Annotated in this window: 31 protein-coding genes; all 31 read right to left on the bottom strand. The window is 66.0% G+C overall.

Annotation, left to right across the window (positions count from 1 at the left end):
• Positions 1–25: 25 nt before the first annotated feature.
• The gene (locus AKH00_RS09780) at positions 26–1,015 is read right to left on the bottom strand and encodes a DNA-directed RNA polymerase subunit alpha (RefSeq protein ID WP_050722516.1); all 990 of its coding nucleotides are present in this window, start codon (positions 1,013–1,015) and stop codon (positions 26–28) included.
• Positions 1,016–1,160: 145 nt separating this feature from the next.
• Complete coding sequence (gene rpsK / locus AKH00_RS09775; protein ID WP_050722515.1) at positions 1,161–1,559, bottom strand: 30S ribosomal protein S11; 399 nt, start codon at positions 1,557–1,559, stop codon at positions 1,161–1,163.
• Positions 1,560–1,590: 31 nt separating this feature from the next.
• On the bottom strand, positions 1,591–1,965 hold the full coding sequence (gene rpsM / locus AKH00_RS09770; protein WP_050722514.1) for a 30S ribosomal protein S13: 375 nt from the start codon (positions 1,963–1,965) through the stop codon (positions 1,591–1,593).
• Positions 1,966–2,150: 185 nt separating this feature from the next.
• A complete protein-coding gene (gene rpmJ / locus AKH00_RS09765) occupies positions 2,151–2,267 on the bottom strand; it encodes a 50S ribosomal protein L36 (protein ID WP_005050492.1) in 117 nt (38 codons plus the stop codon).
• 65 nt (positions 2,268–2,332) lie between these two features.
• Complete coding sequence (gene infA / locus AKH00_RS09760; protein ID WP_017201569.1) at positions 2,333–2,554, bottom strand: translation initiation factor IF-1; 222 nt, start codon at positions 2,552–2,554, stop codon at positions 2,333–2,335.
• A gap of 185 nt (positions 2,555–2,739) precedes the next feature.
• Positions 2,740–3,111 carry a hypothetical protein gene (locus tag AKH00_RS09755; RefSeq protein ID WP_152926152.1) on the bottom strand — a complete coding sequence of 124 codons (372 nt, stop codon included), beginning with the start codon at positions 3,109–3,111 and terminating at the stop codon, positions 2,740–2,742.
• A 70-nt stretch (positions 3,112–3,181) separates the two neighbouring features.
• Positions 3,182–3,862: a DsbA family protein gene (locus tag AKH00_RS09750; protein ID WP_050722512.1), complete on the bottom strand. Its 681-nt coding sequence runs from the start codon at positions 3,860–3,862 to the stop codon at positions 3,182–3,184.
• 133 nt (positions 3,863–3,995) lie between these two features.
• Complete coding sequence (map, locus tag AKH00_RS09745; RefSeq protein ID WP_050722511.1) at positions 3,996–4,844, bottom strand: type I methionyl aminopeptidase; 849 nt, start codon at positions 4,842–4,844, stop codon at positions 3,996–3,998.
• An 8-nt stretch (positions 4,845–4,852) separates the two neighbouring features.
• Positions 4,853–5,449 carry an adenylate kinase gene (locus AKH00_RS09740; protein ID WP_050722510.1) on the bottom strand — a complete coding sequence of 199 codons (597 nt, stop codon included), beginning with the start codon at positions 5,447–5,449 and terminating at the stop codon, positions 4,853–4,855.
• Positions 5,446–6,768, bottom strand: coding sequence for a preprotein translocase subunit SecY (gene secY / locus AKH00_RS09735; protein ID WP_050722509.1), 1,323 nt, complete (start codon positions 6,766–6,768; stop codon positions 5,446–5,448). The genes AKH00_RS09740 and secY overlap by 4 nt, the downstream gene beginning before the upstream one ends.
• Before the next feature lie 104 nt (positions 6,769–6,872).
• Positions 6,873–7,502 carry a 50S ribosomal protein L15 gene (gene rplO, locus AKH00_RS09730; protein ID WP_082297539.1) on the bottom strand — a complete coding sequence of 210 codons (630 nt, stop codon included), beginning with the start codon at positions 7,500–7,502 and terminating at the stop codon, positions 6,873–6,875.
• The gene (gene rpmD, locus AKH00_RS09725) at positions 7,502–7,687 is read right to left on the bottom strand and encodes a 50S ribosomal protein L30 (protein WP_042538783.1); all 186 of its coding nucleotides are present in this window, start codon (positions 7,685–7,687) and stop codon (positions 7,502–7,504) included. The genes rplO and rpmD overlap by 1 nt, the downstream gene beginning before the upstream one ends.
• Positions 7,687–8,364, bottom strand: coding sequence for a 30S ribosomal protein S5 (rpsE, locus tag AKH00_RS09720; protein WP_268768102.1), 678 nt, complete (start codon positions 8,362–8,364; stop codon positions 7,687–7,689). Before rpsE ends, rpmD begins: the two co-directional genes overlap by 1 nt.
• A 20-nt stretch (positions 8,365–8,384) precedes the next feature.
• Positions 8,385–8,744 carry a 50S ribosomal protein L18 gene (rplR, locus tag AKH00_RS09715; RefSeq protein ID WP_050722507.1) on the bottom strand — a complete coding sequence of 120 codons (360 nt, stop codon included), beginning with the start codon at positions 8,742–8,744 and terminating at the stop codon, positions 8,385–8,387.
• A gap of 2 nt (positions 8,745–8,746) precedes the next feature.
• Positions 8,747–9,283: a 50S ribosomal protein L6 gene (gene rplF, locus AKH00_RS09710; RefSeq protein WP_050722506.1), complete on the bottom strand. Its 537-nt coding sequence runs from the start codon at positions 9,281–9,283 to the stop codon at positions 8,747–8,749.
• Positions 9,284–9,289: 6 nt separating this feature from the next.
• Positions 9,290–9,688: a 30S ribosomal protein S8 gene (rpsH, locus tag AKH00_RS09705; protein WP_050722505.1), complete on the bottom strand. Its 399-nt coding sequence runs from the start codon at positions 9,686–9,688 to the stop codon at positions 9,290–9,292.
• 133 nt (positions 9,689–9,821) lie between these two features.
• Positions 9,822–10,412 carry a 50S ribosomal protein L5 gene (gene rplE / locus AKH00_RS09700; protein WP_050722504.1) on the bottom strand — a complete coding sequence of 197 codons (591 nt, stop codon included), beginning with the start codon at positions 10,410–10,412 and terminating at the stop codon, positions 9,822–9,824.
• Entirely contained in the window at positions 10,412–10,759 is a 348-nt protein-coding gene (gene rplX / locus AKH00_RS09695; RefSeq protein ID WP_050722503.1) for a 50S ribosomal protein L24, read from the bottom strand. The genes rplE and rplX overlap by 1 nt, the downstream gene beginning before the upstream one ends.
• 3 nt (positions 10,760–10,762) lie before the next feature.
• Positions 10,763–11,131, bottom strand: coding sequence for a 50S ribosomal protein L14 (gene rplN, locus AKH00_RS09690; protein ID WP_050722502.1), 369 nt, complete (start codon positions 11,129–11,131; stop codon positions 10,763–10,765).
• Positions 11,128–11,445 carry a 30S ribosomal protein S17 gene (rpsQ, locus tag AKH00_RS09685; protein WP_050722501.1) on the bottom strand — a complete coding sequence of 106 codons (318 nt, stop codon included), beginning with the start codon at positions 11,443–11,445 and terminating at the stop codon, positions 11,128–11,130. Before rpsQ ends, rplN begins: the two co-directional genes overlap by 4 nt.
• Positions 11,445–11,762, bottom strand: a complete 318-nt coding sequence (rpmC, locus tag AKH00_RS18255) for a 50S ribosomal protein L29 (protein WP_050722500.1) — start codon at positions 11,760–11,762, stop codon at positions 11,445–11,447. The genes rpsQ and rpmC overlap by 1 nt, the downstream gene beginning before the upstream one ends.
• Positions 11,762–12,181, bottom strand: a complete 420-nt coding sequence (gene rplP, locus AKH00_RS09675; RefSeq protein WP_045275476.1) for a 50S ribosomal protein L16 — start codon at positions 12,179–12,181, stop codon at positions 11,762–11,764. Before rplP ends, rpmC begins: the two co-directional genes overlap by 1 nt.
• Complete coding sequence (gene rpsC, locus AKH00_RS09670; RefSeq protein WP_050722499.1) at positions 12,181–12,936, bottom strand: 30S ribosomal protein S3; 756 nt, start codon at positions 12,934–12,936, stop codon at positions 12,181–12,183. The genes rplP and rpsC overlap by 1 nt, the downstream gene beginning before the upstream one ends.
• On the bottom strand, positions 12,936–13,334 hold the full coding sequence (gene rplV / locus AKH00_RS09665) for a 50S ribosomal protein L22 (protein ID WP_050722498.1): 399 nt from the start codon (positions 13,332–13,334) through the stop codon (positions 12,936–12,938). The genes rpsC and rplV overlap by 1 nt, the downstream gene beginning before the upstream one ends.
• The gene (gene rpsS, locus AKH00_RS09660) at positions 13,334–13,615 is read right to left on the bottom strand and encodes a 30S ribosomal protein S19 (protein WP_017201589.1); all 282 of its coding nucleotides are present in this window, start codon (positions 13,613–13,615) and stop codon (positions 13,334–13,336) included. The genes rplV and rpsS overlap by 1 nt, the downstream gene beginning before the upstream one ends.
• 12 nt (positions 13,616–13,627) lie before the next feature.
• Complete coding sequence (gene rplB / locus AKH00_RS09655; protein WP_050722497.1) at positions 13,628–14,467, bottom strand: 50S ribosomal protein L2; 840 nt, start codon at positions 14,465–14,467, stop codon at positions 13,628–13,630.
• 21 nt (positions 14,468–14,488) lie between these two features.
• Positions 14,489–14,812, bottom strand: coding sequence for a 50S ribosomal protein L23 (rplW, locus tag AKH00_RS09650; RefSeq protein WP_017829206.1), 324 nt, complete (start codon positions 14,810–14,812; stop codon positions 14,489–14,491).
• Positions 14,809–15,471, bottom strand: coding sequence for a 50S ribosomal protein L4 (gene rplD / locus AKH00_RS09645; RefSeq protein ID WP_050722496.1), 663 nt, complete (start codon positions 15,469–15,471; stop codon positions 14,809–14,811). Before rplD ends, rplW begins: the two co-directional genes overlap by 4 nt.
• Before the next feature lie 2 nt (positions 15,472–15,473).
• Complete coding sequence (gene rplC, locus AKH00_RS09640; RefSeq protein ID WP_050722495.1) at positions 15,474–16,133, bottom strand: 50S ribosomal protein L3; 660 nt, start codon at positions 16,131–16,133, stop codon at positions 15,474–15,476.
• Positions 16,134–16,141: 8 nt separating this feature from the next.
• Positions 16,142–16,450 carry a 30S ribosomal protein S10 gene (gene rpsJ / locus AKH00_RS09635; RefSeq protein ID WP_017201594.1) on the bottom strand — a complete coding sequence of 103 codons (309 nt, stop codon included), beginning with the start codon at positions 16,448–16,450 and terminating at the stop codon, positions 16,142–16,144.
• 858 nt (positions 16,451–17,308) lie between these two features.
• Positions 17,309–17,521, bottom strand: coding sequence for a hypothetical protein (locus tag AKH00_RS09630; RefSeq protein WP_050722494.1), 213 nt, complete (start codon positions 17,519–17,521; stop codon positions 17,309–17,311).
• Positions 17,522–17,544: the final 23 nt, after the last annotated feature.

The following is a 17,544-nucleotide window of genomic DNA, read 5'->3' as shown; positions in this document are numbered from 1 at the left end:
TAACTCCTGGTCAGAAGGTCGGGGTTCAGAAGGACTCGTCTTCGCTGCCGCCGTAGAAGTGGGCGCCGTCGAAACCGGGCACCGAATCCTTGAGCGACAGACCGAGCGAGATGAGCTTGTCGCGCACCTCGTCGACCGACTTCTGGCCGAAATTGCGGATGTTCATGAGCTGCGTCTCCGACAGGGCGACGAGCTCCGAAACGGTGTTGATGCCTTCACGCTTCAGGCAGTTGTACGAGCGCACCGACAGGTCGAGGTCCTCGATCGGCATCGACAGCTCGCTGGAGTTCACAGCCTCCACCGGCGCCGGGCCGATCTCGATGCCCTCGGCCTCGACGTTCAGCTCGCGGGCGAGACCGAACAGCTCGGTGAGCGTCTTGGCAGCCGATGCGACGGCGTCGCGGGGGCTGATCGCCGACTTGGTCTCGACGTCCAGGACCAGCTTGTCGAAGTCGGTGCGCTCACCGGCACGGGTGGCGTCGACGCGGTAGCTGACCTTGAGGACCGGCGAGTAGATCGAGTCGATCGGGATCTGACCGGCCTCGGCGTACTCGTTGCGGTTCTGCGTCGCGGAGACGTAGCCACGGCCGCGCTCGATCGTGAGCTCGAGCTCGAACTTGGCGGTGTCGTTGAGCGTCGCGATGACGAGCTCGGGGTTGTGGACCTCGACACCGGCCGGAGCCGAGATGTCGGCGGCGGTCACTTCGCCCGCACCGGTCTTGCGCAGGTACGCGGTGATCGGCTCGTCGCGCTCGCTCGAGACGACGAGCTGCTTGATGTTGAGGATGATCTCGGTGACATCCTCCTTCACGCCGGGGATGGTGCTGAACTCGTGCAGCACGCCGTCGATGCGGACGCTGGTGACGGCGGCACCGGGGATCGACGACAGCAGGCTGCGACGCAGCGCGTTGCCGATCGTGTATCCGAAGCCGGGCTCCAGAGGCTCGATGACGAACCGGCTCCGGTTCTCGACGATCTTTTCCTCGGTGAGTGTGGGACGCTGTGCAATGAGCACTCTGTGTTCCTTTCGATCACATGACCGCTATATGACATGTGGTGGGTGAGGTCTTGAGTTGTGACGTTTCCGTCGGCCCGCAGTGCGGGCGAACCCGCGGAACGGGCATGTGAGGGATGCCGGAGCACCCCTCACATGAGCCGGATCAGACGCGGCGGCGCTTCGGCGGGCGGCAGCCGTTGTGCGCCTGCGGGGTGACGTCCGAGATCGAGCCGACCTCGAGGCCGGCGGCCTGGAGCGAGCGGATCGCGGTCTCGCGGCCGGAGCCCGGACCCTTCACGAGGACGTCGACCTTCTTGACGCCGTGCTCCGCAGCCTGGCGGGCGGCGGACTCGGCCGCCATGCCGGCGGCGTACGGGGTCGACTTGCGCGAGCCCTTGAAGCCCACGCCACCCGACGATGCCCAGGCGATGACAGCGCCGGACGGGTCGGTGATCGAGACGATGGTGTTGTTGAACGTCGACTTGATGTGGGCCTGGCCCAGCGCGATGTTCTTCTTCTCCTTGCGGCGCGGCTTGCGCGCGGCGGCCTTGGGTGCAGCCATGAAAGTGTTCTCCTAGTCCCTGGGGCCGCGCTTAGCGGGCCTTCTTCTTGCCGGCGACGGTGCGCTTCGGGCCCTTGCGGGTACGGGCGTTGGTCTTGGTGCGCTGACCACGGACCGGGAGGCCACGACGGTGGCGGATGCCCTCGTAGGAGCCGATCTCGACCTTGCGGCGGATGTCTGCGGCGACCTCGCGGCGCAGGTCACCCTCCACCTTGTAGTTGCCTTCGATGTAGTCGCGGAGTGCGACGAGCTGGTCGTCCGAGAGGTCCTTCACGCGGATCGACTCGTCGATCTCGGTGGCCTTGAGGATCTCGACCGAGCGGGTACGGCCGACGCCGTAGATGTAGGTAAGGGCGATCACCACGCGCTTGTCGCGCGGGATGTCAACGCCGGCAAGACGTGCCATGCGGTTCTCCTGAGTGTGGTGGAGGTGTGGAGCAGGATCGGTGCCCGGGCCTCCGCCCCGAGGTGTCCCCCACCGGAGTGGGATCTGATCCTGCCAGTTTCTTTCGGTCGTTGAGCGAGCGGAGCGAGACGAAACGCCTCGACGCTCGCGCGACCTGTATTGAGTTGTGAGTCAGATCTGTGTGATCAGCCCTGGCGCTGCTTGTGGCGCGGGTTGCTCTTGCAGATCACCATGACGCGGCCGTGACGGCGGATCACCTTGCAGTGATCGCAGATGGGCTTGACGCTGGGGTTGACCTTCATGATGATTCCTGTTCGCTGTCTTCACCGGGCAGGCACGGATGCCTGGGGTGTTACTTCTCGACCGATCAGCGGTAGCGGTAGACGATGCGGCCGCGGGTCAGGTCGTAGGGGCTGAGCTCCACGACCACGCGGTCCTCGGGGATGATGCGGATGTAGTTCTGCCGCATCTTTCCGGAGATCGTTGCCAGGACCTTGTGCCCGTTGGAGAGCTCAACGCGGAACATCGCGTTGGGCAGAGCCTCGGAGATCACGCCCTCGATCTCGATGACACCGTCTTTCTTAGCCATAGCCTCGCTTGCGCTTCTGCAGACCGGTCGATCTGCGTTGTGAGTGGGATTGCGGTGTCTCGCCGATCCGGAACACGCCGAATCAAGGCACAAGGCACCAACGACCTACTATATACGCCGACGAGGGCTCCGGCAACCCGTCGTCGCCGAAGCCCTCGCCCGTTCGTCAAGCGTGCAGAGAACTGCTAGATGACGGCCTGTGCGTCAGTGACCCACGTCACGTCGCAGGCCTTGAAGTTGAAGCTCAGCCCGAACGGTCCGCCCAGTGTCTTGTAGTTCCACTTCTTGGACGGGAAGCACTGCCACATCACCTGGAAGCTCTTGTTCGAGCAAGACCCGATGATGTTCGCGCCGCTCCACCCGAACGACGAGCATGTCGCGGACCCTGCTGCCTGGGCAGGCGCAGCCGCGCCGATCGGGACCATGAGCCCCACCACCAGCGCCGCGACTGCACCGGCCACCGATACGCGTCTTGCTCCGCGCTTCGACTTCCTTGCACGCGTCGCCCGCACGGGGTTCGGCACGTGGTTCTCATCTGCGATTGTCTCGATGGTCATTCTGTCCTCCGGTCGTATCGAATCGGTTGATTCGATTCGACCGTATCCCGAGGAAGCGCGACCTCGAGGGTCATCCGAGGATCTTCGCGAACTCCGTCTGAATATCTGCGTTGTCGATCCGGTCGCCGTTGATGGCGACGGTCGGCGTACCGAACCGACCCGTGGCCGGATCCACAGGCGTCTCGTCCGTACGAGTAGCGACGAACCGCGAGTACGTACCGTCCGTGATGCAGTCAGCTGCCGCATCAGCTCCCGACTGGGTAGCGAAGTCGATCAGCTGGTCGTTAGTCAGCCCCGCCGTGTTCTCCTCCGGCTGATTGGCGAAGAGCAGGTTGAAGTAGTCGAGGGCGGAGTCCGGGGCCTCGACCGCCACGCAGTACATCGAGTTCGCGGCCCTGGTCGAGAACTCCGTCCCCTGGGAGGCACGATCCAGAATCGAGATCGGATGGATGTTGAGCGTGATCTTGTCGTCCGCGGCCGCGGTCTGCAGCTGCTCGCCGTATGCGTCCTCGAACTGGCCGCAGATGGGGCACATGAAGTCGACGTAGGTGTCGATCTCGTCCTCGCCGGATCCGAAGCTGATGGCGCCCGTGTCCTCGTTGACGATCGCGCTCTTCGGCGCGGTCCCCGGGGCGGTGGCCTGGTTGTTCAGGAACACCACGACGAAGGCGAGGACGGCCAGGACGACCACCACAGCCGCCGAGACGCCGATCACGAACCAGTTGGGACTGCTGCTCTTCGCGGCTGCCATTGCTTTCCGTTTCTGTCGAGGCCCGCTCACGGCGAGTCCGGCCTGAAGTCTGCGGGTGCAGTCGCACCACAGCATCCATTCTGCCCGGAGAAACCTATGCGCCGGTTGTGATGCCGATGACGATACGGCGTCGTTACGCGATCGGCGTCGGCGTGACGCCGAAGGGGGCGAGACCTGCCGCTCCCCCATCCTCCGCGGTGAGCACCCAGATGCCGTCCGCGTGCAGCGCGACGCTGTGCTCCCAGTGCGAGCCGTCGGTGCCGTCGACGGTCGAGACGGTCCAGTCGTCGTCCTCGACGAAGGTCTGCTCGCCGCCGGCCGTGACCATGGGCTCGATCGCCAGTACGAGACCCGGCTTGATCTCGGCGCCGGGGTCGGGCGTGCGGTAGTTGAAGACGCTCGGCGCCTCGTGCATCTTGCGGCCGATGCCGTGCCCGACGTACTCGCGCAGGATGCCGTAGGTCTTCCCCGACACCGCAGAAGGACCCTGCTCCTCGATGTACCCCTGGATGGCGGCACCGAGGTCGCCCAGGTTGCGCGCAGAGGCCATCGCGGCGATACCCGCCCACATCGAGCCCTCGGTGACCCGGGAGAGCTCCTCGCGGCGGGCGACGACGTCAGGACGCGTGTCATCCGGAACGACGACCGTGATGGCGCTGTCGCCGTTCCAGCCCTGGTACTGCGCTCCGCAATCGATGGACACGATGTCGCCGGCCTGCAGCACGCGCTCACCGGGGATGCCGTGCACGACCTCCTCGTTCACCGAGATGCAGGTCGTGTGCCGATAGCCCCGCACGAGCTGGAAGTTCGACTCCGCGCCCCGCTCGAGGATCAGCCGGTTCGCCGCGGCGTCCAGCTCGAGAGTGGTGACGCCAGGGCGGACCAGCGGTCGCACGGCGTCGAGAGCCGCCGCCGTGATCAGCCCCGGCTCCACCATCGAGCGGAGCTGGGCCTGCGTCTTGTAGATCGACCGGCGGAACATCGGCGACGTCAGGCGGCGAGGCGCAGACCGCGAGCGGCCAGCGCCGCGAACACGCGCTCAGTGATCTCGTCGAGCGTGCCGACGCCGTCGATGCGATCGACGATGCCGCGCTCGCCGTAGACCTCGAGGATCGGAGCGGTCTCGTGCTCGTAGATGTCCAGACGGTGCGCGATGGCCTCGTCGGTGTCGTCCGAACGGCCCTGCTCCGCGGCGCGGAGCTTCAGCCGGGCGATGCTCTCCTCGCGCGGCACGTCGAGCAGGATGACCGCGTCGAGCGATTCACCGCGTGCTCCGAGGAACTCCTCGAGGTGCGCGACCTGAGCCGTGTTGCGCGGGTAGCCGTCGAGCAGGAATCCGTTCGCGGCATCCTCCTGCGACAGACGATCGCGGACGATCTCGCTGGTCAGTGCGTCTGGCACGAGGTCGCCCTTGTCGAGGATCGCGGTGACCTGCAGTCCGAGGGGCGTGCCCTCCTTGATGTTCGCGCGGAACATGTCGCCGGTCGACACCACGGGGATGCCGTAAGACTCGGCGATGCGGACGCCCTGCGTGCCCTTTCCGGATCCCTGAGGACCGACGATCAGGAGACGTGCGGATGCGGTCATCGGAGGAGCCCTTCGTAGTGACGCTGCTGCAGCTGCGCATCGATCTGCTTGACCGTCTCGAGACCCACACCGACGATGATGAGGATCGAGGCGCCGCCGAACGGGAAGTTCTGGTTGGCGCCGACGGTAGCGAGGGCGATGAGCGGGATGAGCGCGATCAGACCGAGGTAGATCGAGCCGGGCAGCGTGATGCGGGTGAGCACGTAGTCGAGGTACTCGGCGGTCGGACGACCGGCGCGGATGCCGGGGATGAACCCGCCGTACTTCTTCATGTTGTCGGCGACCTCGACCGGGTTGAACGTGATCGCGACGTAGAAGTAGGTGAACCCGATGATCAGCAGGAAGTACGCCGCCATGTAGATCGGGTGGTTGCCCGTGGTGAAGTACGTGCTGATCCACGTGACCCACGCGGCCGGCTCCGAGCCGTCCTGCGGGGTGTTGAACTGCGCAATGAGCGCCGGGATGTACAGCAGCGACGACGCGAAGATCACGGGGATCACACCCGCCATGTTCACCTTGATCGGGATGTAGGTGTTGGTGCCGCCGTACGTGCGGCGGCCGACCATGCGCTTGGCGTACTGCACGGGGATGCGTCGCTGGGACTGCTCGACGAAGACGACGAGACCCATCACGATGATGCCGACGAGCAGCACGAGCAGGAAGACCTCGAAGCCGCGGCTCTCCCAGATCAGCCACATCGCGCCGGGGAACGTCGCGGCGATCGAGGTGAAGATGAGGAGGGACATGCCGTTGCCGACGCCGCGCTCGGTGACGAGCTCGGCGAACCACATGATGAGGCCGGTGCCGGCGGTCATCGCCATGATGATGAGCAGCTGCGCCCACCACACGTCGTTCGTGAGGAGGTTCTGGCACGCGGCGATGTCGGTCTGCCCGAACAGCTGCCCGCTGCGGGCCACCGTGACGAGCGTCGTCGACTGCAGCAGCGCGAGCGCGATCGTCAGGTAGCGCGTGTACTGGGTCAGACGGGCCTGGCCGGCCTGACCCTCCTTGTGCAGCGCCTCGAAGTGCGGGATGACCACGCGGAGGAGCTGGGTGATGATCGTCGCGGTGATGTACGGCATGACGCCGAGCGCGAAGATGGAGAGCTGGAGGAGCGCGCCGCCGGAGAACAGGTTGACGAGGCCCAGGAGACCGTCGGTCTGCGTGTTCTCTGCAAGACACTGCTCGACGTTCGGGAAGTTGACGAACGGAGCGGGGACGTTGGAGCCGAGTCGGTAGATCGCGACGATGGCGAGAGTGAAACCGATCTTCCGACGCAGGTCTGGCGTGCGGAAGATCCGCGCGATGGCGCTAAACAAGGGACGTTCCTCCTGAAAAGGTTGCCGATCCCCGAGGGACGGCTGAAAGAACAGGCTAACGCATAAGAGGGGCCGGAGAATCTCCGACCCCTCTCATGACGTGGTTACTTGACGGATCCGCCCGCTGCCACGATCTTCTGCTCGGCAGAACCCGAGACCTTGTCGACCGAGACGGTGAGCTTCACGGCGATGTCGCCGTTACCGAGAACCTTGACCTTCTCGTTCTTGCGAACGGCGCCCTTGGCGACCAGGTCGCCGACGGTGACGTCGCCGCCCTGGGGGTACAGCTCCGCGAGCTTCTCCAGGTTCACGACCTGGTACTCCACGCGGAACGGGTTCTTGAAGCCGCGCAGCTTCGGGGTGCGCATGTGCAGAGGCATCTGCCCACCCTCGAAGCCGACGCGCACGGTGTTGCGCGCCTTGGTGCCCTTGGTGCCGCGACCGGCGGTCTTGCCCTTGGAGCCCTCACCGCGACCGACACGGGTCTTCGCAGTGTTGGATCCGGGGACCGGACGCAGGTGGTGCACCTTCAGGACGCCGGGACGGGATGCCGGAGCATCCTTCTTCGGCGCAGCCTTCTTGGCGGCGGGCTTCTTCGCAGGAGCCTCGGCCTTGGCGTCGGCCGCAGCGGCCGGTGCCTTCTTGGCGGCGGGCTTCTTCTCGGCTGCAGCCTTGGGAGCGGCAGCCTTCTTCGGGGCCTTCTCAGCCTCGACGGCTTCGTTCTTCTCAGCCATTAGTCGATCTCCTCAACCTTCACGAGGTGCGCGACGGTCTTGACGTAACCGCGCGTCTGCGCGTCGTCGGGGCGGACGGTGCTGTCACCGATCCGCTTCAGACCGAGCGAACGCAGCGTGTCGCGCTGGTTCTGCTTCTCGCTCACCTTGGACTTCACCTGCGTGACCTTGAGCCGGGCGGCCATCAGGCACCTACCTTCTGTGCGGCGATGGCGTCGGCCTCGGCGCGGACGAGGCGCGCGGGTGCGACCTGGTCGAACTCGAGGCCACGACGTGCGGCGACCGCACGGGGCTCCTCGAGCTGCTTCAGGGCCGTCACCGTCGCGTGCACGATGTTGATCGTGTTCGACGAGCCGAGCGACTTCGACAGCACGTCGTGGATGCCGGCGCACTCGAGCACGGCGCGCACGGGACCACCCGCGATGACACCGGTACCGGCGGCAGCGGGACGCAGCAGCACGACACCGGCCGCAGCCTCACCCTGCACGGGGTGCGGGATGGTGCTGCCGACGCGCGGCACGCGGAAGAAGTTGCGCTTGGCCTCTTCGACGCCCTTCGAGATCGCGAGGGGCACCTCACGAGCCTTGCCGTAGCCGACGCCGACCAGACCGTTGCCGTCGCCGACGACCACGAGAGCGGTGAAGCTGAAGCGACGACCACCCTTCACGACCTTCGACACGCGGTTGATGGTCACGACGCGCTCGAGGAACTGGTTGTCACCACGGTCGCGCGAGTTGCGGTCGCGTCCACCCTGGTTGCGGTCACCACGGCCGCCGCGGCGACCGTCGCGCTGGTCACGAGTCGGCTCGGCCTGCGTGGTGCCGGCGGCCGTCTCGGAAGTGGCAGCAGCCGCTTCGGTCACTTCGTTCTCCTTGTTGTCACTCACAGTGCCAGGCCTCCCTCACGAGCGCCATCGGCGATGGCGGCGACACGACCGGCGTAGCGGTTGCCGCCACGGTCGAACACTGCCTCGGAAACGCCTGCGGCCTTCGCGCGCTCGGCGAGGAGCTCGCCGACCTTGCGGGCCTTGGCGGTCTTGTCGCCCTCGAGCGAGCGCAGGTCGGTCTCGAGCGTCGAAGCCGACGCGACGGTGTGACCCTTGCTGTCGTCGACGAGCTGCACGAAGACGTGGCGCGACGAGCGGTTGACGACGAGGCGCGGACGCACCTCGGTGCCGACGACCTTCTTGCGAAGGCGGGCGTGACGACGCGCGCGGGCGTCAGACTTTGACTTGAGAGCCATGGTTACTTACCACTCTTTCCGGCCTTGCGACGCACGTTCTCGCCGGCGTAGCGCACGCCCTTGCCCTTGTACGGCTCGGGCTTGCGGATCTTGCGGATGTTGGCAGCTGCCTCGCCGACAGCCTGCTTGTCGATCCCGCTGACGGTGAGCTTGTTGGTGCCCTCGACCGTGAGCGTGATGCCGGCGGGAGCGTCGATCAGGACCGGGTGCGAGAAGCCGAGGGCGAACTCGACCGAGCTGCCCTTCTGCTGCACGCGGTAACCGGTGCCGACGACCTCGAGACCCTTGGAGTAGCCCTGGGTCACGCCGATGATGTTGTTGTTGATGAGCGTGCGGGTCAGGCCGTGGAGAGACCGCGACTCGCGCTCGTCGTCGGGACGGGTGACGAGAACCTGGTTCTCCTCGACCGCGACCTCGATGGGGCTGGCGACCGTCAGGGTGAGCTCACCCTTGGGGCCCTTCACCGCGACCTCACGGCCGTCGACCGAAACGGTCACGCCCGCGGGAACGTCGATGGGAAGTCGTCCGATACGCGACATGTCGAATTACCACACGTAGGCGAGAACTTCTCCGCCCACGCCCTTCTGCTCAGCCTGACGGTCGGTGAGAAGACCGGAGGAGGTGGACAGGATGGCCACGCCGAGGCCGCCGAGGACCTTGGGGAGTTCGGTGGACTTCGCGTACACGCGGAGTCCGGGCTTCGACACGCGCTTGATGCCCGCGATCGAACGCTCCCGGTTGGGGCCGTACTTCAGCTGCAGCGTGAGGTTCGTGCCGACGCGAGCGGCAGAGGTCTCCCAGCCCGCGATGTAGCCCTCCTGCTGGAGGATCTCGGCGATGTGCGTCTTGAGCTTGCTCGACGGCAGCGTCACGGAGTCGTGGTGCGCCGAGTTCGCGTTACGCAGACGGGTCAGCAGATCTGCGACCGGGTCTGTCATTGTCATTGGTGTTTTCCTTTGTTCATGAGGTTCCGGCTGCCGTTACACGACAGACGGCCTGCGATGAGCACGCAATCTTCAATTGTACGGGCACTTCGACGGGCTCAGTGACCAGATGGTCGCCGAGCCCGTCGAGGTGTCACGCCTGTGCGTCGTCCGAGCGGAACGGGAAGCCGAGGTGGCGCAGCAGGGCGCGGCCCTCGTCATCCGTCTTCGCGGTGGTGACGACGGTGATGTCGAAACCGCGAACCCGGTCGATCTTGTCCTGATCGATCTCGTGGAACACGCTCTGCTCCTGGAGACCGAAGGTGTAGTTGCCGTTGCCGTCGAACTGCTTGGCCGACAGACCGCGGAAGTCGCGGATGCGGGGCAGTGCGAGCGAGACCAGGCGGTCCACGAACTCCCAGGCGCGGTCGCCACGCAGGGTGACGTGCGCGCCGATGGCCTGTCCCTCACGCAGCTTGAACTGCGCGATGGACTTGCGGGCCTTCGTGACGATCGGCTTCTGGCCGGTGATCTTGGTGAGGTCGTCGACCGCGCCATCGATCACCTTGCTGTCGCGAGCTGCCTCGCCGACACCGGTGTTCACGACGACCTTGACCAGTCCGGGGATCTGCATGACGTTCGTGTAGCCGAACTCGTCCTGCATCGCCTTCTTGATCTCGGCGTTGTACTTCTGCTTCAGGCGGGGCTGGATCTTGCCAGCCTCCACGGCAGTCTCGGTTGCCATCAGAGGTCCTTACCGCTCTTCTTCGCGAAGCGCACGCGGACGGTGCGCTTGACGCCGTCCTTGGTCTGCTCCTCGACCCGGTGGCCGACCTTGGTCGGCTTCTTGGTCGAGGGGTCGACGAGTGCGACGTTCGAGATGTGGATGGGAGCCTCGACAGTCTCGAGGCCGCCCGTCTTGGTGCCGCGCTGCGTCTGGCCGACGCGCGTGTGCTTGGTGACGTAGTTCACGCCCTCGACGACGACGCGGTTGCGCTCGGACAGGATCTCGAGGACCTTGCCCTGCTTGCCGCGCTCGTCCTTGGGTCCGGTGATGACCTGGACCAGGTCACCCTTCTTGATCTTCGCCATGACTTAGATAACCTCCGGCGCCAGCGAGACGATCTTCATGAACTTCTTGTCGCGAAGCTCACGGCCGACCGGGCCGAAGATACGGGTGCCGCGGGGCTCCCCGTCGTTCTTCAGGATCACGGCGGCGTTCTCGTCGAACTTGATGTACGAGCCGTCGGGACGGCGCGTGGACTTGACGGTGCGGACGATGACGGCCTTGACCACATCGCCCTTCTTGACGTTTCCACCGGGGATCGCGTCCTTGACGGTCGCGACGATGGTGTCGCCCAGGCCCGCGTAGCGGCGCTTGGAGCCACCGAGCACACGGATGGTGAGCAGCTCCTTGGCGCCGGTGTTGTCGGCGACCTTGAGGCGAGATTCCTGCTGAATCACTTGGCCTTCTCCAGAATCTCCACCAGACGCCAGCGCTTGGTGGCGCTCAGCGGGCGGGTCTCGTTGATCAGGACGAGGTCGCCGACGCCGGCGGTGTTCGCCTCGTCGTGCGCCTTGACCTTCGAGGTGCGGCGGATGACCTTGCCGTAAAGCGGGTGCTTCACGCGGTCCTCGACCTCGACCACGATGGTCTTGTCCATCTTGTCGCTGACGACGTAGCCACGGCGGGCCTTGCGGTAACCGCGGGCGTCCGCGTCGCGGACGTCGTGCGCGGCGTGCTCGGCCTCAGCGGCTGCAGCCTTCTTCTCAGCCATCACTCGGCCTCTTCCTTCACGGCGTCGTCAGCGGCATCCGCCTTCTTCGCCTTCGACTTGGACGCCTTCTTGGCCGGAGCCTCGACCGGAGCGGGCGTCGCACGGATGCCCAGCTCGCGCTCGCGGATCACAGTGTAGAGGCGCGCGATGTCGCGCTTGACGGCGCGGATGCGGCCGTGGCTCTCCAGCTGGCCGGTGGCCGACTGGAAACGGAGGTTGAACAGCTCCTCCTTGGCCTTGCGCAGCTCCTCAACGAGGCGCTGGTCTTCGAACGTGTCGAGCTCTGCCGGAGCGAGCTCCTTGGTGCCGATCGCCATTACGCGTCGCCCTCCTCGCGCTTGATGATGCGTGCCTTGAGCGGCAGCTTGTGGATTGCTCGGGTGAGTGCCTCGCGAGCGAGTTCCTCGTTGACACCCGCGACCTCGAAGAGGACGCGACCCGGCTTGACGTTGGCGACCCACCACTCGGGCGAGCCCTTACCGGAACCCATGCGGGTCTCAGCCGGCTTCTTGGTGAGCGGACGGTCCGGGTAGATGTTGATCCACACCTTTCCGCCACGCTTGATGTGACGGGTCATCGCGATACGAGCGGACTCGATCTGACGGTTCGTCACGTACGCCGGCGTGAGCGCCTGGATGCCGAACTCGCCGAAGGAGACCTTCGTGCCGCCGGTGGCCTGGCCATCGCGCTTGGGGTGATGCTGCTTGCGGTACTTGACCTTGCGGGGAATAAGCATCAGGCAGACGCTCCTTCTGCGACGGGGGCCTCGTTGCGCGGAGCGCGGCGGCGGTCGCCACCACGGTCGTCACGACGCGACTTCGGTGCGTTGGCCTGCTCGCGAGCAAGCTCCTTGTTGGTCAGGTCGCCCTTGTAGATCCAGACCTTCACGCCGATGCGGCCGAAGGTGGTCTTCGCCTCGTAGAAGCCGTAGTCGATGTTCGCGCGCAGCGTGTGCAGCGGCACACGACCTTCGCGGTAGAACTCCGAGCGGCTCATCTCGGCGCCGCCGAGACGGCCGGAGACCTGGATGCGGATGCCCTTGGCGCCAGCGCGCTGCGCGCCCTGGAGACCCTTGCGCATCGCACGACGGAACGCCACACGAGCAGAGAGCTGCTCGGCGATGCCCTGCGCGACGAGCTGAGCGTCGGCCTCGGGGTTCTTGACCTCGAGGATGTTCAGCTGGATCTGCTTGCCGGTGAGCTTCTCGAGGTCGCCGCGGATGCGCTCGGCCTCGGCTCCACGACGACCGATCACGATGCCCGGGCGGGCGGTGTGGATGTCGACGCGGACGCGGTCACGGGTGCGCTCGATCTCGATGTTCGAGACGCCGGCGCGGTCGAGCTGCGTCTGCAGCAGACGACGGATCTTGATGTCCTCGGCGACGTAGTCGGCGTAACGCTGACCCGGCTTCGTCGAGTCCGAGAACCAGCGCGACACGTGGTCCGTGGTGATGCCGAGGCGGAAGCCGTACGGGTTTACCTTCTGTCCCATTACTTGCTCGCCTTCTTGTTGCTGTCGCCCGCAGCGGCCGGGGCCGCCTCAGGCGTCGAGAGCACGACCGTGATGTGGCTCGTGCGCTTCTTGATCTGGAAAGCGCGACCCTGTGCACGGGGCTGGAAACGCTTGAGCGTCGTGCCCTCGTCCACGTACGCGTTCTTCACGTACAGGTCCTGCTCGTCGAGGTACTCGCCGTCACGATCCGCCTTGACCTGCGCGTTGGCCATGGCCGACGCGACAAGCTTGTAGATCGGCTCACTGGCGGACTGCTGAGCGAACTTCAGGATCGCCAGAGCCTCCTGGGCCTGCTTGCCCTTGATGAGCGCGACAACACGACGAGCCTTCTGCGGGGTCACGCGGATGTGCTTCACGCGTGCGATGGATTCGACCATTAGCGGCGCCGCCCCTTCTTGTCGTCCTTCTCGTGGCCGCGGAAGGTGCGGGTGGGCGCGAACTCGCCCAGCTTGTGGCCGACCATGGTCTCGGACACGAACACAGGGATGTGCTTGCGTCCGTCGTGGACCGCGATCGTGTGACCCAGCATGGCCGGGATGATCATGGACCGGCGGGACCAGGTCTTGATGACGTTCTTCGTGCCGGCTTCGTTCTGCACGACCACCTTGCGAAGCAGGTGCTCGTCGACGAAGGGGCCCTTCTTAAGACTGCGAGGCATCTTCTCTTACTCCTACTTGCGCTTCTTGCCGGCGTTGCGACGGCGCACGATGTACTTGTCGCTTTCCTTGTTGGCGTGACGGGTGCGACCCTCAGCCTGGCCCCAGGGGGAGACGGGGTGACGTCCACCGGACGTCTTGCCCTCACCACCACCGTGCGGGTGGTCGACCGGGTTCATCGCGACACCGCGCACGGTCGGGCGGACGCCCTTCCAGCGCATACGGCCGGCCTTGCCCCAGTTGATGTTCGACTGCTCGGCGTTGCCGACCTCGCCGATGGTCGCGCGGCAGCGCGCATCGACGTTGCGGATCTCACCGGAGGGCAGACGCAGCTGGGCGAAGTTGCCGTCCTTGGCCACGAGGCGCACGGAGGCACCGGCCGAACGCGCCATCTTCGCGCCGCCACCGGGACGGAGCTCGATCGCGTGGATGACGGTACCCGTCGGGATGTTCTTCAGCGGCAGGTTGTTGCCCGGCTTGATGTCGGCGCCTGCACCCGACTCGACGATGTCGCCCTGCTTGAGCTTCGCCGGCGCGAGGATGTAGCGCTTCTCGCCGTCGAAGTAGTGCAGCAGCGCGATGCGTGCGGTGCGGTTCGGGTCGTACTCGATGTGAGCGACCTTGGCGTCCACGCCGTCCTTGTCATTGCGACGGAAGTCGATGACACGGTACTGGCGCTTGTGGCCACCACCGATGTGACGGGTCGTGATGCGTCCCTGGTTGTTGCGACCACCGGTCTTGGCGAGCGGGCGCAGCAGCGACTTCTCCGGCGTCGATCGGGTGATCTCGGCGAAGTCAGCCACCGACGAGCCGCGACGGCCCGGGGTCGTGGGCTTGTACTTGCGAATAGCCATGATTGTCCTTTATCCCCCGGATCAGCCGATTGCCGTGAAGATGTCGATGGTGCCCGACTTCAGGGTCACGATGGCGCGCTTGGTGTCCTTGCGCTTGCCGGTGCCGAAGCGGGTGCGACGAGCCTTGCCGACGCGGTTGAGGGTGTTGACCCCAGCGACCTTGACGCCGAAGATCTTCTCGATGGCGAGCTTGATCTCGGTCTTCGAAGCGCGCGGGTCGACGAGGAAGGTGTACTTGCCCTCGTCGATCAGACCGTAGCTCTTCTCGGACACGACCGGCTTCAGGATGATGTCGCGCGGGTCCTTGTTCAGGGCCGTCTGGAGAACAGATGCCTGCTCGCTCATGCGGAGACCTCCTGGTTGGCGCCGGTCTTCGAGGCGATGAAGCCCTCCAGAGCGGCCTGGGTGAAGACGATGTCGTCGGAGACGAGCACGTCGTAGGCGTTGAGCTGGTCGAACGTCAGCACGTGGACGTGGCCGAGGTTGCGGAGGCTCTTGAGCGCGAGCTCGTCGCCGCGCTCGGTGACCACGAGGACGTTCTTCGACGTCGCGACCTGGGCGAGGAAGCTCGCCGCGGCCTTGGTCGAGGGCGTGCCCTCGGCGCCGAACGTGTCGATCGCGTGCAGACGGTCACCGCGGAAGCGGTCGCTGAGCGCGCCCAGCAGGGCGGCGGCGATCATCTTCTTGGGGGTGCGCTGCGAGTAGTCGCGCGGCTTGGGGCCGTGCACGATGCCACCACCGGTCATGTGCGGCGCGCGGATGGAGCCCTGACGGGCGTTACCCGTGCCCTTCTGCTTGAAGGGCTTGCGGCCGGCACCGGAGACCTCGCCACGACGCTTGGTCGAGTGCGTGCCCTGGCGTGCCGCCGCGAGCTGCGCGACGACGACCTGGTGGATGAGCGGGATGTTCGTCTTGACGTCGAACAGCGCGGCGGGAAGCTCGACGGAGCCTGCCTTCTTGCCGTCTGCCTTGAGGACGTCGAGCGCGAGAGTCGAGTCAGCCATGATCAGGCACCCTTCACTGCGTTGCGGACGTAGACGATGCGGCCGCGCGCACCGGGGACGGCGCCCTTGACGAGCATGAGTCCCTTCTCGGCGTCGACGGCGTGCACCGTGAGGTTGAGGACGGTCACACGCTCGCCGCCCATACGGCCGGCCATGCGCATGCCCTTGAAGACGCGGCTCGGGGTCGACGATGCGCCGATGGAGCCGGGCTTGCGGTGGTTGCGGTGCGCACCGTGCGATGCCGAGACGCCCTTGAAGTTGTGGCGCTTCATGACACCGGCGAAGCCCTTGCCCTTGCTCGTGCCGACGACGTCGACGAGCTGGCCGGCCTCGAACGTGCCGTCGACCGTGAGCTCCTGGCCCAGGGTGTAGTCGCCGGCGTCCGCGGTGCGGACCTCGGTGACGTGACGGCGCGGCGTGACGCCTGCGGCCTCGAAGTGGGCGGAGAGCGGCTTGTTGACCTTGCGGGGGTCGATCTGGCCGTACGCGATCTGCACGGCGTTGTAGCCGTCCTTCTCGGGGGTACGGATCTGCGTGACCACGTTCGGGGCGAGCTCGATGACGGTGACGGGAACGAGCTTGCCGTTCTCGTTCCACACCTGGGTCATGCCGAGCTTGGTGCCCAGCAGGCCCTTGGAAACCTTGGAGTTGATGTCAGCCATGTCGGACCTCAGAGCTTGATCTCGATGTTGACGTCGGCCGGCAGGTCGAGGCGCATCAGCGAGTCGACGGCCTTGGGCGTCGGGTCGACGATGTCGATCAGACGCTTGTGGGTGCGCATCTCGAAGTGCTCGCGGCTGTCCTTGTACTTGTGGGGCGACCGGATGACGCACACGACGTTCTTCTCGGTCGGAAGGGGCACGGGACCGACGACGGTCGCGCCCGCACGGGTCACGGTGTCGACGATCTTGCGTGCGGACGTGTCGATGACCTCGTGGTCATACGACTTCAGGCGAATGCGGATCTTCTGTCCCGCCATTGTCTGCTCTCTCTCTTTAGGCGTCTTACCGTCCTGGGCCGGGTGACCCAGGGGCATTGGACGCACGTCGGCGCTGTTCGCGCCTCGGCACTCGAACGGCTCCGGGGAGCCGGCCTGCGCACCACTGTTCTGCTGTCAGCCCGCACGCCTCTCGACGAGCGGATGCCGACCCCCGCCGCGCACGGCAGGGCCCTCGGGATGAGGGTGTCGGGGGTGTTCTGCCACCCGCGGCCTAGGTCCCTGCGCTCCCGCGCCGCCTATGCACTGCCCTGGTGGTGATCCGGCGCACGCGCGAGCGCCGCCGAAATGTCGAACCTGTCTATTCTGCCACGGCGGATTTCTGTTCCGCAAACCCGGGCGTGTCGCGCGGGCTGAGCATCCCCTGAGGATGTCCGACGGCGGTCGTCGAGCGAGCGCGGAAGGCGCGATCGGATGGCTCAGCGACGAGGTGAGAGCGGGGCGAGGCATCCCCATGCCTCGCCCCGCTTGGGGAGGGCGTTCAGTGCGAGGGGGCACACCGAACGCGAGGACACCGACGTGAAGGGACGCCGGGTTCCTCGACCGAGGGCGCGGCGAGATGACCGCCGCGCAGGCGGGAAGACGCCAGGGCGCACAGAGTGCGCGCGTCGCACGATGATCCCCAAAATCGCTTCCCCAGTTTGACGCGGCGAACCGCGTGATGTCAGGACGTCGAACCCCTTCGACATCCTTCAACCGCAAGATCCCCAGGCGGTCGTGTCCATCATAGGGGACTAGACCGCCGAAGCGCGAGAGCGCGCCTCGAGAATATCGATGCTCCGGTACACGGGAACGGCGGCCCTCCCCCGGAGAGCCGCCGTTCGCCGTCGCGTGACGGTCCTATTCGTTTCCGACGGCCTTGTCGGCCTGGTCGCGGATCTCGTCGATCTTGTCCGCGGCGCCGGGAGCGATCTTCTTCGCGAAGTCCGCGACGCCGTCGAGCACCTTGTCGCTGATGTCTTCGGCCTGCTCGCTCTTGACCGCATCCGCGATCTTGTCCTTGTTCTGCTCGTACAGGTCCTTGCCCTTGTTGACGACGTCATCGATACCCATGGCGGGCCCCCTTTTCGTTGGTC

This window comes from Microbacterium sp. GCS4 (assembly GCF_001262495.1).
Lineage (GTDB): Bacteria > Actinomycetota > Actinomycetes > Actinomycetales > Microbacteriaceae > Microbacterium.
Note: the sequence above shows the minus strand (reverse complement) of the source record. Positions and strands in the feature narration are given on the sequence as shown.

What these genes read in the sequence shown, in the direction of transcription:
- rpsK (WP_050722515.1), bottom strand. Translation starts at nt 1,559, where the DNA reads ATGGCTGCACCCAAGGCCGCCGCGCGCAAGCCGCGCCGCAAGGAGAAG.
- rpsM (WP_050722514.1), bottom strand. Translation starts at nt 1,965, where the DNA reads ATGGCACGTCTTGCCGGCGTTGACATCCCGCGCGACAAGCGCGTGGTG.
- rpmJ (WP_005050492.1), bottom strand. Translation starts at nt 2,267, where the DNA reads ATGAAGGTCAACCCCAGCGTCAAGCCCATCTGCGATCACTGCAAGGTG.
- infA (WP_017201569.1), bottom strand. Translation starts at nt 2,554, where the DNA reads ATGGCTAAGAAAGACGGTGTCATCGAGATCGAGGGCGTGATCTCCGAG.
- AKH00_RS09755 (WP_152926152.1), bottom strand. Translation starts at nt 3,111, where the DNA reads ATGACCATCGAGACAATCGCAGATGAGAACCACGTGCCGAACCCCGTG.
- AKH00_RS09750 (WP_050722512.1), bottom strand. Translation starts at nt 3,862, where the DNA reads ATGGCAGCCGCGAAGAGCAGCAGTCCCAACTGGTTCGTGATCGGCGTC.
- map (WP_050722511.1), bottom strand. Translation starts at nt 4,844, where the DNA reads ATGTTCCGCCGGTCGATCTACAAGACGCAGGCCCAGCTCCGCTCGATG.
- AKH00_RS09740 (WP_050722510.1), bottom strand. Translation starts at nt 5,449, where the DNA reads ATGACCGCATCCGCACGTCTCCTGATCGTCGGTCCTCAGGGATCCGGA.
- rplO (WP_082297539.1), bottom strand. Translation starts at nt 7,502, where the DNA reads ATGGCTGAGAAGAACGAAGCCGTCGAGGCTGAGAAGGCCCCGAAGAAG.
- rpmD (WP_042538783.1), bottom strand. Translation starts at nt 7,687, where the DNA reads ATGGCCGCCCGGCTCAAGGTCACGCAGGTGAAGTCCAAGGTGAGCGAG.
- rplR (WP_050722507.1), bottom strand. Translation starts at nt 8,744, where the DNA reads ATGGCTCTCAAGTCAAAGTCTGACGCCCGCGCGCGTCGTCACGCCCGC.
- rplF (WP_050722506.1), bottom strand. Translation starts at nt 9,283, where the DNA reads ATGTCGCGTATCGGACGACTTCCCATCGACGTTCCCGCGGGCGTGACC.
- rpsH (WP_050722505.1), bottom strand. Translation starts at nt 9,688, where the DNA reads ATGACAATGACAGACCCGGTCGCAGATCTGCTGACCCGTCTGCGTAAC.
- rplE (WP_050722504.1), bottom strand. Translation starts at nt 10,412, where the DNA reads ATGGCAACCGAGACTGCCGTGGAGGCTGGCAAGATCCAGCCCCGCCTG.
- rplX (WP_050722503.1), bottom strand. Translation starts at nt 10,759, where the DNA reads ATGGCGAAGATCAAGAAGGGTGACCTGGTCCAGGTCATCACCGGACCC.
- rpsQ (WP_050722501.1), bottom strand. Translation starts at nt 11,445, where the DNA reads ATGGCTGAGAAGAAGGCTGCAGCCGCTGAGGCCGAGCACGCCGCGCAC.
- rpmC (WP_050722500.1), bottom strand. Translation starts at nt 11,762, where the DNA reads ATGGCGATCGGCACCAAGGAGCTCGCTCCGGCAGAGCTCGACACGTTC.
- rplP (WP_045275476.1), bottom strand. Translation starts at nt 12,181, where the DNA reads ATGCTTATTCCCCGCAAGGTCAAGTACCGCAAGCAGCATCACCCCAAG.
- rpsC (WP_050722499.1), bottom strand. Translation starts at nt 12,936, where the DNA reads ATGGGACAGAAGGTAAACCCGTACGGCTTCCGCCTCGGCATCACCACG.
- rplV (WP_050722498.1), bottom strand. Translation starts at nt 13,334, where the DNA reads ATGGTCGAATCCATCGCACGCGTGAAGCACATCCGCGTGACCCCGCAG.
- rpsS (WP_017201589.1), bottom strand. Translation starts at nt 13,615, where the DNA reads ATGCCTCGCAGTCTTAAGAAGGGCCCCTTCGTCGACGAGCACCTGCTT.
- rplB (WP_050722497.1), bottom strand. Translation starts at nt 14,467, where the DNA reads ATGGCTATTCGCAAGTACAAGCCCACGACCCCGGGCCGTCGCGGCTCG.
- rplW (WP_017829206.1), bottom strand. Translation starts at nt 14,812, where the DNA reads ATGAGCGAGCAGGCATCTGTTCTCCAGACGGCCCTGAACAAGGACCCG.
- rplD (WP_050722496.1), bottom strand. Translation starts at nt 15,471, where the DNA reads ATGGCTGACTCGACTCTCGCGCTCGACGTCCTCAAGGCAGACGGCAAG.
- rplC (WP_050722495.1), bottom strand. Translation starts at nt 16,133, where the DNA reads ATGGCTGACATCAACTCCAAGGTTTCCAAGGGCCTGCTGGGCACCAAG.
- rpsJ (WP_017201594.1), bottom strand. Translation starts at nt 16,450, where the DNA reads ATGGCGGGACAGAAGATCCGCATTCGCCTGAAGTCGTATGACCACGAG.
- AKH00_RS09630 (WP_050722494.1), bottom strand. Translation starts at nt 17,521, where the DNA reads ATGGGTATCGATGACGTCGTCAACAAGGGCAAGGACCTGTACGAGCAG.